15 protein-coding genes are annotated in these 15049 nt (G+C 58.6%); 6 read left to right on the top strand and 9 right to left on the bottom strand.

The annotated features are described in order from the left end of the window. The 3 genes from E1958_RS17830 to E1958_RS17820 form a co-directional block, all read left to right on the top strand. Positions 1-294 (top strand): transposase (locus tag E1958_RS17830; RefSeq protein ID WP_166664692.1); only part of this gene is annotated, 294 nt, incomplete at its 5' end. Continuing rightward, a complete protein-coding gene (locus E1958_RS17825; RefSeq protein ID WP_133513059.1) occupies positions 257-1912 on the top strand; it encodes a site-specific DNA-methyltransferase in 1656 nt (551 codons plus the stop codon). The genes E1958_RS17830 and E1958_RS17825, both read left to right, overlap by 38 nt. Positions 1913-2032: 120 nt before the next feature. Next, the gene (locus E1958_RS17820; RefSeq protein ID WP_133513058.1) at positions 2033-2275 is read left to right on the top strand and encodes a hypothetical protein; all 243 of its coding nucleotides are present in this window, start codon (positions 2033-2035) and stop codon (positions 2273-2275) included. A 391-nt stretch (positions 2276-2666) separates the two neighbouring features. Here the strand turns inward: E1958_RS17820 and E1958_RS17815 are convergent, their stop codons facing one another. The 8 genes from E1958_RS17815 to leuS all read right to left on the bottom strand — a co-directional run bounded on the left by E1958_RS17815 (position 2667) and on the right by leuS (position 12004). After that, positions 2667-3689: an IS481 family transposase gene (locus E1958_RS17815; RefSeq protein ID WP_133513057.1), complete on the bottom strand. Its 1023-nt coding sequence runs from the start codon at positions 3687-3689 to the stop codon at positions 2667-2669. A gap of 179 nt (positions 3690-3868) precedes the next feature. After that, positions 3869-5725 (bottom strand): protein translocase subunit SecD, encoded by a 1857-nt coding sequence (secD, locus tag E1958_RS17810; RefSeq protein ID WP_133513056.1) that lies wholly within the window; start codon positions 5723-5725, stop codon positions 3869-3871. A 178-nt stretch (positions 5726-5903) separates the two neighbouring features. Continuing rightward, on the bottom strand, positions 5904-6230 hold the full coding sequence (gene yajC / locus E1958_RS17805) for a preprotein translocase subunit YajC (protein ID WP_089724177.1): 327 nt from the start codon (positions 6228-6230) through the stop codon (positions 5904-5906). 420 nt (positions 6231-6650) lie between these two features. Beyond that, on the bottom strand, positions 6651-7670 hold the full coding sequence (gene holA / locus E1958_RS17800; RefSeq protein ID WP_133513055.1) for a DNA polymerase III subunit delta: 1020 nt from the start codon (positions 7668-7670) through the stop codon (positions 6651-6653). Next, positions 7634-8119 (bottom strand): hypothetical protein, encoded by a 486-nt coding sequence (locus tag E1958_RS17795; RefSeq protein WP_133513054.1) that lies wholly within the window; start codon positions 8117-8119, stop codon positions 7634-7636. The genes holA and E1958_RS17795 overlap by 37 nt, the downstream gene beginning before the upstream one ends. Position 8120: 1 nt before the next feature. Then, positions 8121-8648: a type VI secretion system amidase effector protein Tae4 gene (locus E1958_RS17790; RefSeq protein ID WP_133513053.1), complete on the bottom strand. Its 528-nt coding sequence runs from the start codon at positions 8646-8648 to the stop codon at positions 8121-8123. A gap of 18 nt (positions 8649-8666) precedes the next feature. Next, a complete protein-coding gene (locus tag E1958_RS17785; protein WP_133513052.1) occupies positions 8667-9221 on the bottom strand; it encodes an LPS-assembly lipoprotein LptE in 555 nt (184 codons plus the stop codon). Next, positions 9221-12004, bottom strand: a complete 2784-nt coding sequence (gene leuS, locus E1958_RS17780) for a leucine--tRNA ligase (RefSeq protein WP_133513051.1) — start codon at positions 12002-12004, stop codon at positions 9221-9223. The genes E1958_RS17785 and leuS overlap by 1 nt, the downstream gene beginning before the upstream one ends. A 155-nt stretch (positions 12005-12159) precedes the next feature. On the opposite strand from leuS, the gene E1958_RS20530 reads away from it, so the two are divergent. The 3 genes from E1958_RS20530 to E1958_RS17770 are packed head-to-tail and all read left to right on the top strand — an operon-like array spanning position 12160 to position 12913. Continuing rightward, positions 12160-12312, top strand: a complete 153-nt coding sequence (locus E1958_RS20530; protein WP_165742268.1) for a hypothetical protein — start codon at positions 12160-12162, stop codon at positions 12310-12312. Between the two features lie 31 nt (positions 12313-12343). Then, a complete protein-coding gene (locus E1958_RS17775) occupies positions 12344-12622 on the top strand; it encodes a type II toxin-antitoxin system RelE/ParE family toxin (RefSeq protein WP_133513050.1) in 279 nt (92 codons plus the stop codon). Between the two features lie 12 nt (positions 12623-12634). After that, positions 12635-12913 carry a HigA family addiction module antitoxin gene (locus E1958_RS17770; RefSeq protein ID WP_089727829.1) on the top strand — a complete coding sequence of 93 codons (279 nt, stop codon included), beginning with the start codon at positions 12635-12637 and terminating at the stop codon, positions 12911-12913. A 666-nt stretch (positions 12914-13579) separates the two neighbouring features. On the opposite strand, the gene E1958_RS17765 is transcribed toward E1958_RS17770, so the two are convergent. Next, positions 13580-15022: an AmpG family muropeptide MFS transporter gene (locus tag E1958_RS17765; RefSeq protein ID WP_243448456.1), complete on the bottom strand. Its 1443-nt coding sequence runs from the start codon at positions 15020-15022 to the stop codon at positions 13580-13582. Between the last annotated feature and the right edge of the window lie 27 nt (positions 15023-15049).

Here is a 15049-nt window from a genome sequence, read left to right as displayed (position 1 = left end):
CACGTCGATACCGATGGTTCACTGCTGATAACTGACGAATACAAGGCGTACAACGCGGTCAACCCCATCATGCGGCGAGCGATCATCAATCACGCCGAGCGATACGCGGATGGCGAGACCCACACCAATACCATCGAAGACTTTTGGTCATTGGTCAAGCGGGCATGGTTCGGCAGCCATCATCACTACTCGCGCAAATACCTTCCGCTGTTCATGGCCGAATCATGCTGGAAGTACAACCATCGGGACAACGACGATGCCTTCGGAACCTTCCTGCGAGGAGCAATGGCATAACCGTCTGTATTACGGCGATTGCCTGACGATCATGCAAGACATGAAATCGTCCAGTGTTGATCTGATTTACCTGGACCCGCCGTTCAACTCGAATCAAGCCTACAACGCGATTTACAAGGACGAGACTGGCCGACCACTACCAGTCCAAATTGAGGCTTTCTGCGACTTATGGACGCTGGATGAGGAAAGCGAACGCGCGATTCGCACGATGCCGGTGCTGATGCGCGAAGCCGGAATCGAGGATGAAACCGTCGAGTTTTGGCGGCTCTGGATGAATGCGCTACGCGCCAGCAACCCGAAAATGCTGGCGTATCTGTCCTACATGGTGCAACGGCTCGCGGTGATGAAGCGATTACTGCGGCCTGCCGGCTCCGTCTACCTGCATTGCGATCCAACCGCAAGCCACTACATCAAGGTAATGATGGATGGGATATTCGGACATGAGAACTTCCGCAATGAAATTGTCTGGAAAAGAAACACCAGCCACAATTCCGGGCGTCAGTTCGGGCGTATCCACGACATTATTTTGTTCTACTCCAAAAGCGACAAGTGGACGTGGAACAATATTTACGCATCGCGGTATTCTGATGCTCAGTTATCCCGATTCAAAAAAGGTGCGGATGGCCGGATGTATAAAGGCGATAACCTGACAGCGGCTAGGCCGGATAGTGACTCAGGAAAATTCGAGTGGCGCGGCACAACGCCTGGTCCTTCGCGGGGATGGGCTTACACCGAAGAGCAATTGGAAGAATTCTGGTCGGAAGGTCGAATCTTAACCAAGAAGAATGGAGCCCCGCGCCTCGACGGCCTGAAAGTCTACTTGGATGAGTTACCAGGCCCGCGCACCCAATCCATTTGGGATGATATTCCGAGAATACCCAACACGTCCAAGGAACGCCTTGGTTACGCCACACAAAAACCATTGGCGCTGTTAGAACGGATAATTCAAGCCAGCACCAACGAAGGCAATGTTGTGCTTGATCCTTTCTGTGGTTGCGCCACAACGATTGAGGCGGCCCACAGACTCAAACGCAAGTGGATCGGCATCGACATCGCCATTCACGCGATAAAGCGCGTAGCGGCCATCAGGCTCGGCGAGCGTTGCAAATTGAAGGCGGGAAGAGATTTCGAGATCGATGGCGTACCCCGGACCCTGGAAGGCGCACAGGACTTGTGGGCACGGGACAAATACCAGTTCCAGAAGTGGGCGGTGGAGGAGGTGGACGGATTCGTTACCACCAAGCGGACGGCGGACGGCGGGATCGACGGACGGTTGTATTTCTCCGTTTATGGCGAACGCGAGCTGCAAAGCATGATTATCGAGGTCAAGGGCGGCAAGAACGTAACGATTGCGGCGCTGCGGGAACTGCGCGGCGTGCTCGAAAACGAGGAGGCGTTGCTGGCCGGATTGATCGTTATGGAGCCATTGGGCGACCGTAAGATGCAGAATTTTCAGCAATTCGCCAGTGAAGCGGGCGACTTGGAATTTGAACGTTCGGCGCGGCCCTACCCAAAGATGCAGATTCTATCCGTGCCCGAAATCCTGGAAGGCAAGCGGTTCGATACGCCGACTGTCATGGGCAAGGCAGAGCATCCGCAAACCAGTCTGGACGTTTAAGCCGGAGAATCGCTATAATCCTTGAACCCGTTCAGGTAGACCCTGAACGGGCGGACCCCGGTACGGTTGCAGCCGTACCGAGGCCCTAACCACAACCCAACCTGACAGAGAGGTTCGGCCATGGCTACTGCCAATTCTACACGTGCCTTACGCCCCTTTCATGATGAAAGCATCCGCTGCATTCGGGATGCCCTGCTGATCGGGCTGGTGTCCTACGGCCAGATCGAACGCTTATCCGCTGCCCAAGAGGTCCTGGCGAAGCAGGGAAAGCCGGTTGCTAAAGACTTGCGGGTAATGCACCCGACCGGCACGGCGGATACGGTATCTCGGTTCGCTGAGGCACTGTGGTTAGTGTGCGGATAGCACGCTAAGCCCGTTCCCCATGGCGCACTTGCTGCGCATCGGCTGAAATGCTATACGGATATTGAGATAACCACAGGCAAACTCGTGGCTCGCCAGGGAGGGCCACCAGTTAAGCCCGTAACTTATCATTCCGATTTATTTTGGGTTATTATATTTCTTATTACATCAAGGTGCATAGTTGCTTTGATTCATATACTTCCGCTAAGTTATCAGAAATAAACCTTTCTGCGACATACCTCCAAGAAAATAATACTATTAAAGGCGATTATCACGTGATTGTTCCTTAGCAAAGAAAACCGAGAATGCGTGTCCTCTCGTTACGGAAATGTAAAATTGCCTGAATGCCCAACATCAAAAGACGTTCACACTGACCAACGTGAGCATTTCGCATTTAATTCAAGACCAAAGGTGCTTGCAAAGGAACTTCGGGCTTTACATTGTCAGGTCCCGGATGATTACGCGGAATTTTATTGAACAATCGGGGCTGTTGAGCGTACCAGTGTTTGAGCGTTTGTAGGGGTGTTTTGTGGTGCAAGTTTTGTTGCGGGATGTTGTGATTATACAGGTGGACGAAGCGGATGAGGGTTGCCTGGAGAGAAGCGGCGGATTCGAAGCGATTGGAGCGCAGCACATCGGCAATGCGGCCGTTGAAGCGTTCGACCATACCATTGGTTCGGGGGGTTCTGGGCTTGGTCAAGCGATGCTGGATGCGGTTGTCAGCACAGACCTGATCGAAGGCATGAGCAGCGGTTGGTTGGCGCTCGCCGGAGGCGCAGAAGCGGTCGGTAAATTCCTTGCCGTTGTCGGTTAGGAGCGTGGTGATTTTGAACGGAGCGGTGTCGATCAGGCGCTTCAGGAAACCGCTGGCGGTGGTTGCCGACTTGTCCTTGAGGATTTCGACGTAGACCCAACGCGTGGCCCGATCAATGGCGGCGAACAGGTCCGTGCGCTGGTCTTGGTCTGGCATTTGGGGCAGGTACTTGACATCGACGTGCACAAAGCCGGGGGCGTAGTCCTTGAAGGTTTTGTGGGGGGGTGTCTGCACACCGTCCTCCTGGGGTAGCAGGGTCTTGAGGTTGGCGACCCCATGGCGGCGCAGACAGCGGTCCAGAGCTGATCGGGAGAGGTCGGGGTGGATAAACTCACGAGTGACCACCAACCGGTCATCAAGTGGCAGCAGCAGCGTCTTACGCAGTTCTACGACCACGGCTTTCTGGGTCGGGGTGAGGGTAGTCTGCAAGCGGTGGGGCGTGTGGGAGCCATCGGCAACGCCGTCACGGCGTTTCCAGCGGCGGATGGTATCCTCACTCACGCCCAGTTCATCGGCCAGTTGCGTGACGGACTGGTGGGACGCTTGAATGTATTGGCGGGTCTTCGGGGTGGTGGTCGCATTGGCATGCAAGTGGATATTCATGGTGTGTTCTCCGGGACCGACGGGGCTACTAGCAACTCCATAACCTCTCGCGCACGCAACAATGACCCAATTTTACTCCCTATGTAATCATCAGGGACATGACAGCTAATGAAAAATGACCACTACCGGTTCTTGATTCATTTGCGTTGATTTGCGTTCATTGGTGGATAACGCTGGTACTAGATAGCCAGCCCGCCCACCCGCCGTCCGCCATAGATGAGGTTGATCAGGGCGCGGCTGCCTAGGATAGCGGTGAACATGGAGGTGACGATCCCGATGAACAGGGTCACCGCGAAGCCCTTGATGGGTCCGGTACCGAAGCTGAACAACACCACTGCGGCGATCAGGGTGGTGATGTTGGCGTCCACGATGGTGGACAGGGCCTTCTCATAACCCGCGTGGATGCTCGCCTGGGGCGAGCTGCCGTTGCGGATCTCCTCGCGGATGCGCTCGAAGATGAGCACATTGGCGTCCACCGCCATACCCACCGTCAGCACGATACCGGCGATTCCCGGCAGGGTCAGGGTCGCCTGCAGCAGGGAGAGCACGGCGACGATCATCACCAGATTGACGAACAGCACCAGGTCTGCCACCAGGCCGAAGATCCGGTAGTAACCCGCCATGAAGAGCACCACCAGGATAAAGCCGATGATTACCGACCTAACGCCCTGATCGATGTTGTCCTGACCCAAGCTGGGACCAATGGTGCGCTCCTCGACGATCTCGATGGGGGCGGCCAAGGCGCCGGCCCGCAACAGCAGGGCCAGATTGTGGGCCTCGTTGGAGCTGTCCAGGCCCGTGGTCTGGAAGCGACGGCCGAAGGGCTCCAGAATATTGGCGACGCTGATCACTTCTTCCGTGCGCACCTTGCGCTTCACCGGCTTCCCGTCCACCAAGCGCGTGAGGGTACGGTTCTCGATGAAGACCACCGCCATGGGCTTGCCCACATTCTCGGTGGTCACCTTGCGCATGCGGCGGGCCCCCTGCCCGTCCAGGCTCACGAAGACCGCCGGCTGACCACTGCGTTGGTCGAAACCGGCGGCGGCATCCGTGATCTGGTCGCCGGTGACGATCACCCGGCGCAGCAACAGGACCGGCCGGCCGTCCCGATCCTGGTAGAGCTTGCTGGTTACGGGCACGCGGCCGTCCACCGCGTCCTGAACACTATGCCCGGTATCCACCAGGCGATACTCCAGGGTCGCTGTCGCCCCTAGGATTTCCTTGAGCCGACCCGGGTCCCGGGCACCGGGGAGCTGAACCAGGATGCGCCGCTCACCCTGCCGCTGGATGATGGGCTCGGCCACGCCCAAGGCGTTGACGCGATTGCGCAAGGTGGTGATATTCTGCTCCAGGGCGAACCGCTTGACCGCCTGCTCATCGGTGGGCGTCAGGGACCCGTAAACGAAGAAGGCACTGCCGTCATCCCCACCCTCCAGGACCAGCTCGCCGAACTCCGTTCCGATCAGCGCCTCCGCCTGGTCCCGGGTTCGGGCATCGCGAAACTTGACCTTCACCCGCTTCCGATCCCTGGTCACGGTCAGATAGCGGACCTTCTGCTTGCGCAGCAGGGTGCGGATATCGCCGGTATAACGCTCCAGGGCCTGGTCGACCGCCGCATCCATGTCCACGTCGATCAGCACATGGATGCCGCCGCGCAGGTCCAACCCCAAAAACATGGGCTGGAGACCCAGGGTGCGGAGAAATCCGGGGAGATTCGGGGCCAGGGTCAGGGCGCTGTTGTAGCGGTCCGAAAGGGTCCCCTCGATGGCCTCCTGGCCCCGCAGCTGGTCGCCGGAGGTCGCGAAGCGCACCAGCAACTTCCCGCCCTCGCGCCTTTCGATGGCCCGATACTCGACGCCAGCGTTCTCCAGAGCGGCCTTGATCTCGTCCACACCGGCGTCCGTCACCTCGATGCCTCGGGCACCTGTCACCTCGATGGAAGGATTCTGAGAAAAGAGATTGGGTAAGGCGAACAGGATGCCGACCAGGATCACCCCCAGAATCAGCAGATTTTTCCACAACGGATAGCGGTTCATGGGGACTCCATCGCGCATCTGTCATCGAAAGCGAGCCTGGGTTCCTGCCTCGGGAGACGGGTCCGGCCAGAAATTATCGGAACAGGTCGCCGCCAGGTGGCACCGCCGCAACCGCATGCAGGCCCTAAGACCTCCCAGACCTCAAGACCTCCGGCTCGGATGAGGGTATCCCGCCGCGTCACAACTCTTTGATCGAACCTTTCGGCAACACGGACTCGACCGACTGGCGGCGAATCTTCACCTTGATGTCGTCCGCCACCTCCAGCTCGGCAAAGTTATCTCCCAGCTCGGTGATGCGCCCGACGATGCCGCCTACGGTCGTCACCTCGTCGCCCTTGGCCAGGGCCTCGACCATCTTCTTGTGTTCCTTCTGGCGCTTCACCTGCGGGCGGATCATCAGGAAATACAGGATCACCACCAGGCCGATCGGGAACAGCAGACCGAGCAACGGATCGCCCGAGGCGCCGCCTTCTTGCGCCAGGGCATCGGAGATGAAAAAGCTCATAGGGAAATCCTCGCAAGCGGCAAGCGCATGGTCACGGGAGGTGGGAAGAGTAAATTATTGGCTCTTTATGGATTCCAGACTGTTTACCCGCCACCCCCGGCATGGCCGTAGGGTGAGCTGTGCCCACCGACCACGGGCTCCAGTCACCAGCGACCAGTCGCCGGACTCCAACGCATCGATGCGGTTCGCCGCCAGGCGCGAGACGCGCCCGGCGGCTCACCACATCCTACACTCCCGGCAGGACCGCGGTGCAACCGTGGGGTGTAATGAACGCGGCGAACGGTTCGGTAGCGAGAAGCGATACATGAACTCCGCAGCTAGACAAAGCAGTCTGGAATCCATGCTGAATTATTCATTATGTCACAGACTGGACAAACGGGCTCGGGGATCGGAAGCTAGCGACCGGTCGCCGGAAACAACTTACGCCCGCCCGCCCTGCCGAGCGCCCGCCAGGTCGTCGGCGATGGCCGCCAGGGCCTGCCAGGGATCGCCGGTGGTCAAGCCCTTGATGCTGCGATCGGCTGCTGCACACCGGACCAGCAGGTCTTGCAGGTACTCCGTGGAGAGTCGTTTCAGTGCCGCCAGCACGCGGGATTGACGTGACTCCCAGACCTTATGCATCCGCAAGGCGGCGGCGGTCCCGCCGCCTTGGGCGGCATGGGAGACCGCCGCCAACATACGCAGCTCCCGGGCCAGGGCCCAGAGCACCAGTGCGGGAGCGGTCCCCTCCGCCGCCAGGGTATTGACGATTCGGTGGACCCGGGCCCGATCCCCGCCCAGCGCCGCGTCCGGGAGGTCGAACAGGTCGTAGCGGGCACCGTCGGAGATGGCACTGACGAGCCGCTCCCGATCCAGGTCGCCTGTTCCATAAAGGAGCCGGAGCTTCTCTACCTCTTGGGCCGCCGCCGGCAGATTCCCCTCGACTCGCTCGCTCAGCAGCTCGGTCACGCCGGGCTCCGGGCGCAGCCCCCGCTCCCGCAGTCGCTGCTCGATCCAGGCGACCAGGTGTCGCCCTTGGATCTGTCGTACCTGGAGCAGGACACCGATTCGGTCCAGCACCTGCACCCACTTGGCCTGGAGCTCTCTGCGCTCCAGCTCCGGGGCCAGGATAAGCAGTCGGTTGTCTTCCGCGGGGTCACGGCAATAGGCGCGCACCGCCTCGCTGCCCTCGCGACCGATGCGCGTCGCGTTGAGCCGCAGCTCGATGAGCTTGCGGTCGGAGAACAAAGAGCGCGCCGCGGCGGCGGCCGCGAGACGGCCCCAATCGAATCCCGGCTCACACTCCAGCAGCTCCCGCTCCTCGAATCCCTGAGCGCGGGCCGTGCCCCGCACCGCCGCGGCCGCTTCGCCGAGCTGCAGCGGTTCGTCGCCGTAAAGCAGATAGACCGGTGCCAGCTTATGCTTCAGGTTGTCTGCGAGCTGCTGGATCTGGATGCGCATGCCATATCCTCAGCGGCGCGCTTTTCAGCATCCGCTGAGCTCTTTATCAGGTGCCTTTTGGCATAAAAAAAGGTTACAGTCGCCGAAACAGCAAACGACAATGCCAAGATCGTGTTTAGGATAAAGTGACTTTCTATTTCAATGATAACAGCATGTAGTGCTAAGTCAGCGATAACGACACCTAGAAGCCCTCCATACACTGATAAAATAGCAGAAATACGATTGCTATATTTCATAGAACCCGCCGAAATACGCAAAGCACAATAGGTAATCCACACGCCTCCGATAATTATCACTGGAGAAACAAAAAGAAATAACTTTCCCGCACTATTTATATCCGAATCACTTTCCATGTAAGCGCTGCTTAAATCCAGAAATATAAAAAGTAATCGATAACAGAGAAATAGCAAGACCGATATCGTCAAGAGGAACAGTATGATTTTTCTCATGCTATATTATCCTCCAGAACCATATCTCTCTTGATTTGGTGTAGTCCGAGAATCTTCCCTCCCATGAAAATCCAGCTTGAATTCTAACCCAGGTGAACCAGTCGGTAAGTCTCGATCCATTCCACAAATCGATGTGGTCGCCACTTCTGTTTCTGAAGCTTTCCTTTTTACCATTATTAGTTCTTCGCCAATAATCTTTAAAAAAGATAATGCCTGTTTTGCCCGATAGATCTTTAGAAAAATTCTCAGGAGAGACTTTTATAACTTTTTGTATTCCAGCAATAGGATATTTATTCAAGCCATTGGCCAATTCTTCCGCTCTAACCACATGCCCCTCCGATTTATCGTGACCATACCAACAGTGTATTGCTCCCGGAATTCGTGTTGTTTTTACACCGCATTTAGCTAGAGCTACACCCATCCGAATTGCACATTGATTTGAAAAATTTGATTTTCCGTTAGTGGTACATGGGTTGTCATTTCCCGTAATTGTTGGGTGATTATCCCAAAGTTTCTTAAACGTTATCATTATAGTATTCCTCTTTCTTCAATCGCTTTGGCGCAACATGACCCGGAGACGGGTCAGGATACGGTTGGCGGCATCGCTGAACATATCCGCGTAGATCAGTTCACTCTCCGACTGCTTGCCGAGTACCTCGACGTTGGGATCTTCGTAGCTGCGCACCAGGTCGAGGGACTGTTGCGGTACCAACTGTTTCCCGTCCGGGGTCACCGCGTCGAAGGTCAGGCCATAGTGGAGCTCGCGCGCCAGGACCTTGCCGCCGCGATCTACGGCGACGACCCGGGAGGAACGCCGCTCGTTACTGAGGCGTATGATCATCCGAGCCTGCCGGGGCCCAGCGGCCAGCTGCACCTGGGATCCGTGGAGTTGCCGAACGATCTCGTTGCCCACCGGCGATCTGTGCTGCGGCTGGACGAACACGGGACTGAACTCGGAGGGGACCTCCACGTCACCCCTCAGCTTGAAGCCACAGGCGCTGGTTGCCAGCAATGCCGCCAGGAGAAGGCCCACTGCGAACGAATCGCGCACGGCGGATTCGCACCTCAGGAAATGCTCAAGTCCGGGGATACTCTTTCTCATCAGCGTGCCACCACATTGACCAGCTTGCGTGGCACCAGGATGACCTTGCGGACTTGGGCCGCGCCGACAAATTTGCGTACATTCTCGTTGGCGAGAGCGGCCTGCTCGACGACCTCCCGTCCCGCGTCCGCGGTGACTCGGATCTTGCCCCGCACCTTGCCATTGACCTGAACCACGTATTCGATGGTGTCCTGCCGCAGGGCCGTCTCGTCCACCACCGGCCACGCCGCGTCCAGGATGTCCTCGCCGTAGCCCAGATCCCGCCATAGTTGGTGGGTAATGTGAGGGGCGATGGGACCTAGGAGCCGCAGTACGATACTCAAGCCCTCTCGCAGCACCGCCATTCCGGCGGGGGAATCGTCGAGCCGATACAGAGCATTGACCATGGTCATACAGCCAGAGACCACGGTATTGAATTGCCGACGTTCATAATCGAACCGGGCCTTTTTCAGGGCGGTATGGATCTGATTTCGGCAATCTTTGTGCAACAGGTCAACGTCTCCATATCCAGACCCCTCCTCATTGCCAACTCCGAAGCCAGAGCCAAAGCCTACGCCGCTGCCCGAACCATCGGGGTATCCGTGCCCGAACCCACCGCCCCCCACACCATAGCCTGAACCATCGTCTGCTCCGCCACTGCTCAGCGATCCATCCATGTACCACGCCAGATTCCAGAGCCTTCTCAGAAAGCGCGCGGCGCCTTCCACGCCCTCGTCATTCCACTCCAGGGTCTGGTCCGGGGGTGAGGTGAACATGGTGTAGAGCCGCACCGTGTCCGCCCCATAGCGATCGACCAGGGCCTGGGGGTCTACGCCGTTGTGCTTGGATTTGGACATCTTCTCGAGGCCGCCGTAGGTGACGGGCCCCCCATCTTCCTTGAGCCGTGCCGCTACCAAGCGGCCCTTCTCGTCCCGCTCCACCTCCACGTCCACCGGGTTGAACCAGTGCCGGTGGCCCGCGGCGTCCTCGCGAAAGTAGGTCTCCGCCACCACCATGCCCTGAGTGAGCAGCTGGACGAAGGGCTCGTCGCAATCCACGAGTCCCTCATCGCGCATCAGCCTGTGGAAGAAGCGGGCATAGAGCAGGTGCAGCACCGCGTGCTCGATGCCGCCCACGTACTGATCCACCGGCAGCCAATAGCGGGCGCGTTCGTCCAGCATGGCGGTGGCGCAGCCGCTGGAGCAATAGCGGGCATAGTACCAGGAGGACTCGAAGAAGGTGTCGAAGGTATCCGTCTCTCGGGACTCGCCGTCGGCGAGTTCCGAGAATGAAGACAGCTGCTTGAGGGGCGAGCCGGAGCCGTCCACGACCAGGTTCGCGGGCAAGCGTACCGGGAGCTCGGTCTCGGGACGCACGGTGCCGTCCGGGATATGGACCACGGGGATCGGGCACCCCCAGTAGCGTTGGCGGGACACGCCCCAATCCCGTAGCCGGAAGTTTACCCGTCGCTCCCCCTTGCCCCGCTTTGCCAACCAGTCCGCGATCGCACCGAAGGCCTCCGCACTGGTCAGGCCGGTGAAGGGGCCGGAATCAACCAGAACACCCTGGTCCAGGAAAGGAAGTTGCGACGCTGCTTCTGCTCGTTCAAGCTCCCTCTCCAAAAATTCTTGTTGAATCTCAGGCCCCTTGTGAGGGAGACCATCACCTGCGCTCACGGGTCCGTCTCGAAGCGCACGTTCAAGTGCATCAACTTCCTCGGAGATGATGACCCTTTTTATCGGCAGGCCATACTTTTTCGCAAACTCGAAATCTCTGGCGTCGTGGGCCGGCACTGACATCACGGCCCCGGTGCCGTAGCTCATGAGCACAAAGTTGGCGGCGAAGATGGGCACCGGCTCATCGGTGATCGGATGGATGGCATCGATGCCGAGGGGGTAGCCCTGCTTTTCCATGGTCTCGAGCTCGGCCTCGGAGATACCCCCCCGGCGGCATTCCTCGATAAAGGCCGCGAGCTGCGGGTCGTCCTCGGCGGCCCGGCGCGCCAGCGGGTGCTCGGCGGCCACGGCCATGTAGGTGACGCCCATGAGGGTGTCCGGGCGGGTGGTGTAGATCCCCAGCGGCTCGTCCGAGCCCCGGATGCCGAATACCATGTACACGCCCTCCGAGCGCCCGATCCAGTTGCGCTGCATGGCGCGTACCTGCTCCGGCCAGCCGTCGAGCCCCTCGAGCCCATCCAGCAACTCCTGGGCATAGTCCGTGATACGCACGAACCACTGCCGGATCTCCCGTTTCTCCACCGGTGCCCCGGAACGCCAGCCCTTGCCGTCGATCACCTGCTCATTGGCCAACACCGTTTGGTCCACCGGGTCCCAGTTCACCGTCGCCTTGGCTTGGTAGGCCAACCCCTTCTCCATCAGGCGTGTGAACAACCACTGTTCCCAGCGGTAGTAGTCCGGGTCACAGGTAGTCAGCTCCCGGTCCCAGTCATAGCCGAAGCCCAACCGCTTGAGCTGGGTCTTCATATACTCCACGTTGGATCGGGTCCATTGGGACGGCGGAATCCCATGCTTGATGGCGGCGTTCTCCGCCGGCAAGCCAAAGGCGTCCCAACCCATGGGTTGCAGCACGTTCTTGCCCAACATGCGCTGATAGCGGGCGATCACATCCCCAATGGTGTAGTTGCGCACATGTCCCATGTGGAGGCGCCCGGAAGGGTAAGGGAACATCGACAGGCAATAGAACTTCTCCTTCTCCGGATCTTCCACTGCCACAAAAGACCGGTTCGCTTCCCAATAGGCCTGCACCGCGGCCTCTATCCAGTGCGGATCATAGTCTTTTTGCATCTTTCTGATTCTACTTTGTCACATTATGAACTAACAAACTGATTTCTATATATTTCACAATTTTGCAGACTCCTTATAAGGCAGTGGATTACCAGGTAATGTGACAAAGTAGAATTGGAAAACGAATGGGAAACCTATCGCCTGACGGGGGCTCGATGCAAGTCGAACAGTCCACTATTGCTGAACCAACTGCCGGCAACGGCCGGCACCAGAATCTCGTCGAAGACAGCGCCGACGCATCCAATCGGCGGAACCGCCTGTTCGAACTTGGCTTGCAGAATGTTTGGGTAGTATTTCTATTTTCTTGACAAGCGTCACCTGACAGCTTACGGTTTGGATATGATAAGTGGCTTCCGGCACAAAGGGCTCGAGGCGTTTTTCAGAACCGGGACCAAAAGCAGGATACACCCCCAGCATGCCGTGAAGTTGCGGATTCTCCTTACAGCGCTGGATCACGCTACAAGACCTGAAGATATGAATGCTCCGGGGTGGCGACTGCATCGCCTGAAGGGCGATCTGTCCGGTGGTTGGGCGGTCACAGTGAGCGGTAACTGGCGCCTCGTTTTTCGCTTTGAAAATGGGGATGCCATCGATGTCGATTACTTAGATTACCATTAACTTGAGGTAAAAATGTCACGCATGCATGATCCCGCACATCCCGGAGAGGTACTGCGCGAATATCTGCCGGAAGGTATGAGCGTTACCGAGGCGGCACGCAGGTTGGGCGTGACGCGACAATCTTTGTCAGCGATTTTGAATCGACGGGCAGGGATCAGTGTGGATATGGCCCTGCGTCTGTCCGAGGCACTTGGTACCAGTGCAGAAATGTGGCTTTCGATGCAGACCGGATATGATCTTTGGCAGGCGGAGCAGATGCCGCGCGCGAAGGTAGAGCCGATTGCAGCATGACTATTGAGTATCAGGGGTTGTTGACATTCAACCTGATAGCCTGTGCTCAACCAACGATTGGAGGGTTTGGTCGGTCGGAATCGAAATCGGGATCGAAATCGGGATTCCGATTTCGATCCCGATCCCGATTTCGGGTATAGCGCATCCCAATTCATCTGGGCTGGCTGGTGGATGTGGACCAAGGCTGGATCCCAATACCATTAAGTTAAGCCTCAAAGCCCTCCGGCGGGAGAGGGGATCAAAAAGATGAACCGCTCTACTTTAACACTTATGAATTTACCACTACCCCTGCTCGCACTCGTTCCCACGCTCCAGCGTGGGAACGCCGTCTTGTCCGCTCCAGCGGACTCAGCTCCTCTGTGCTGATAGGCGTTGGCTGTTAGCCTATCGAGGCGCCTAATCAACGCTGGAGCGTCGAGATCTGCTCCCACGCTGGAGCGTGGGGAGCCAGCCGAAAATCAATGGGTTAGTTTTTAGACGGCCTCTTAACTTAATGGCATTGAGACCCCGCCTCGTCATTCCGATAGGGAGTGCCGGAATCCAGACGCCAAGGATGGCAAAAGCAGTGAGAATCTGACGATTGGGTGGCTCGTCCACCACTTAAAAATTTACCACTACCCAGCGATGGATTCTCGGCAGGGTGACCACCCAAGCGAGCCGTAACTATCACGCCCCCTCTTTTGTCCCCTGTGGCGACGGTGCCGCGCCGGCCGACTCGGGGGCCGAGGCTGTCGGTAATTTGACCCGCATCAGCACCAGCACCAGCAGGATGGCCGGCAGGCCGAGTATGGCCGCGTAGGTAAAGAAGAAGACATAGTCGGTCGCGTCCACGATATCGCCGGAAAAGCCCCCGAGAAACTTTGCCGGGAGCAGCATCAGCGAGCTGAACAGGGCGTACTGGGTGGCGGTGTAGGCCCGGTTGGCGAGGCCAGACAGATAGGCAATGAACACCGACCCGGCGAGTCCGGCACTCAGGTTGTCCGCGGAGATGACCAGTGCCAGGAGGGTGATATCCGCCGACTGGGTTGCCAACCAGGCGAAGATCAGGTTGGTTCCGGCCACCATAGCGGCGGCCACCAACAGGATGCGCATGACGCCGAAACGGACCACGACGACCCCGCCCAGCGCCGCCCCCACCATGGTCATAATCAGGCCGAAGACCTTGGTGACACTGGCGATCTCTTCCTTGCTGTAGCCCATGTCGATATAGAAGGGGTTGGCCATGACGCTCAGGGTAATATCGGACAGGCGAAAGACCCCGATGAAGGCCAGGATGAGCAGCGCCACCCGCCAGCCGTTGCGGGCAATGAATTCGGTGAAGGGGCAAACGATGGCGCCGATGAACCAGGCACTGAGCTCACGCCTCCGATCCGACAGGTGGGCCGAGCCCTCGATGAAGCGCACCACCCGCTCCTCTCGGCGCCAGGTCTCCCGATCGATCTTGCGGGTCGGCTCGGGGATCAGCAGGACGGTAAGCACGCCGATCCCCATGCACAGGGCCATGATGGCGTAGGACTGGGACCAGGACAGATACTCGGCGAAATAGAGGGCCCCCGCCCCGGCCATGATCATGCCGATCCGGTAGCCCATCTGGTAGGTAGCGGCCATCGCGCCCTGGAGGTCCACCGCCACCGCCTCGATGCGCCAGGCGTCGATGGCGATATCCTGAGTGGCCGACGCGAAGGCTACCAGCAGGGCCGCCGCCACCAGCATGCCCAGGGCCTGATTGGGGTCGTTGGTCGCCATCAGCAGCAACCCGGCGATCACCCCCCCCTGCGCCAGCAGCATCCAGCCCCGACGCTGTCCCAAGCGCCGGCTGAGCAGGGGCACCGGGATCCGGTCCACGAGCGGTGCCCAGACGAATTTCAGGGCATACAGGGTCGCCACCCAGGAGATGTGGCCGATGGTGCTGCGGTCGACACCCGCCTCGCGCAGCCAGGCGGAGAGGGTCCCGAACACCAACAGCAGCGGCAGACCGGCCGAGAAGCCCAGCAACAACATCGCGACCACCCGGGGATTGAGATACACCGCCAGGGCATCCAGCCATGAGCGGCCGGCATCCTTGCTTTTCTCCATCATTTCCCCGTCCGGTTGCGTGGGGTTGGGCATATCGGGCTCCCAAGTTCGGAAAAACTA

Source organism: Candidatus Thiosymbion oneisti, from assembly GCF_004359955.1.
Classification (GTDB): Bacteria; Pseudomonadota; Gammaproteobacteria; order Chromatiales; family Chromatiaceae; genus Thiosymbion; species Thiosymbion oneisti.
The sequence above is the reverse complement of the archived record's forward strand: the minus strand, read 5'-3'. Positions and strand labels throughout refer to the sequence as shown.

Bases quoted from the DNA above. Each gene is read 5' to 3' on its own strand.
- E1958_RS17825 (WP_133513059.1), top strand. From the start codon at position 257: ATGCCTTCGGAACCTTCCTGCGAGGAGCAATGGCATAACCGTCTGTAT.
- E1958_RS17820 (WP_133513058.1), top strand. From the start codon at position 2,033: ATGGCTACTGCCAATTCTACACGTGCCTTACGCCCCTTTCATGATGAA.
- E1958_RS17815 (WP_133513057.1), bottom strand. From the start codon at position 3,689: ATGAATATCCACTTGCATGCCAATGCGACCACCACCCCGAAGACCCGC.
- secD (WP_133513056.1), bottom strand. From the start codon at position 5,725: ATGAACCGCTATCCGTTGTGGAAAAATCTGCTGATTCTGGGGGTGATC.
- yajC (WP_089724177.1), bottom strand. From the start codon at position 6,230: ATGAGCTTTTTCATCTCCGATGCCCTGGCGCAAGAAGGCGGCGCCTCG.
- holA (WP_133513055.1), bottom strand. From the start codon at position 7,670: ATGCGCATCCAGATCCAGCAGCTCGCAGACAACCTGAAGCATAAGCTG.
- E1958_RS17795 (WP_133513054.1), bottom strand. From the start codon at position 8,119: ATGAGAAAAATCATACTGTTCCTCTTGACGATATCGGTCTTGCTATTT.
- E1958_RS17790 (WP_133513053.1), bottom strand. From the start codon at position 8,648: ATGATAACGTTTAAGAAACTTTGGGATAATCACCCAACAATTACGGGA.
- E1958_RS17785 (WP_133513052.1), bottom strand. From the start codon at position 9,221: ATGAGAAAGAGTATCCCCGGACTTGAGCATTTCCTGAGGTGCGAATCC.
- leuS (WP_133513051.1), bottom strand. From the start codon at position 12,004: ATGCAAAAAGACTATGATCCGCACTGGATAGAGGCCGCGGTGCAGGCC.
- E1958_RS20530 (WP_165742268.1), top strand. From the start codon at position 12,160: ATGCAAGTCGAACAGTCCACTATTGCTGAACCAACTGCCGGCAACGGC.
- E1958_RS17775 (WP_133513050.1), top strand. From the start codon at position 12,344: ATGATAAGTGGCTTCCGGCACAAAGGGCTCGAGGCGTTTTTCAGAACC.
- E1958_RS17770 (WP_089727829.1), top strand. From the start codon at position 12,635: ATGTCACGCATGCATGATCCCGCACATCCCGGAGAGGTACTGCGCGAA.
- E1958_RS17765 (WP_243448456.1), bottom strand. From the start codon at position 15,022: ATGCCCAACCCCACGCAACCGGACGGGGAAATGATGGAGAAAAGCAAG.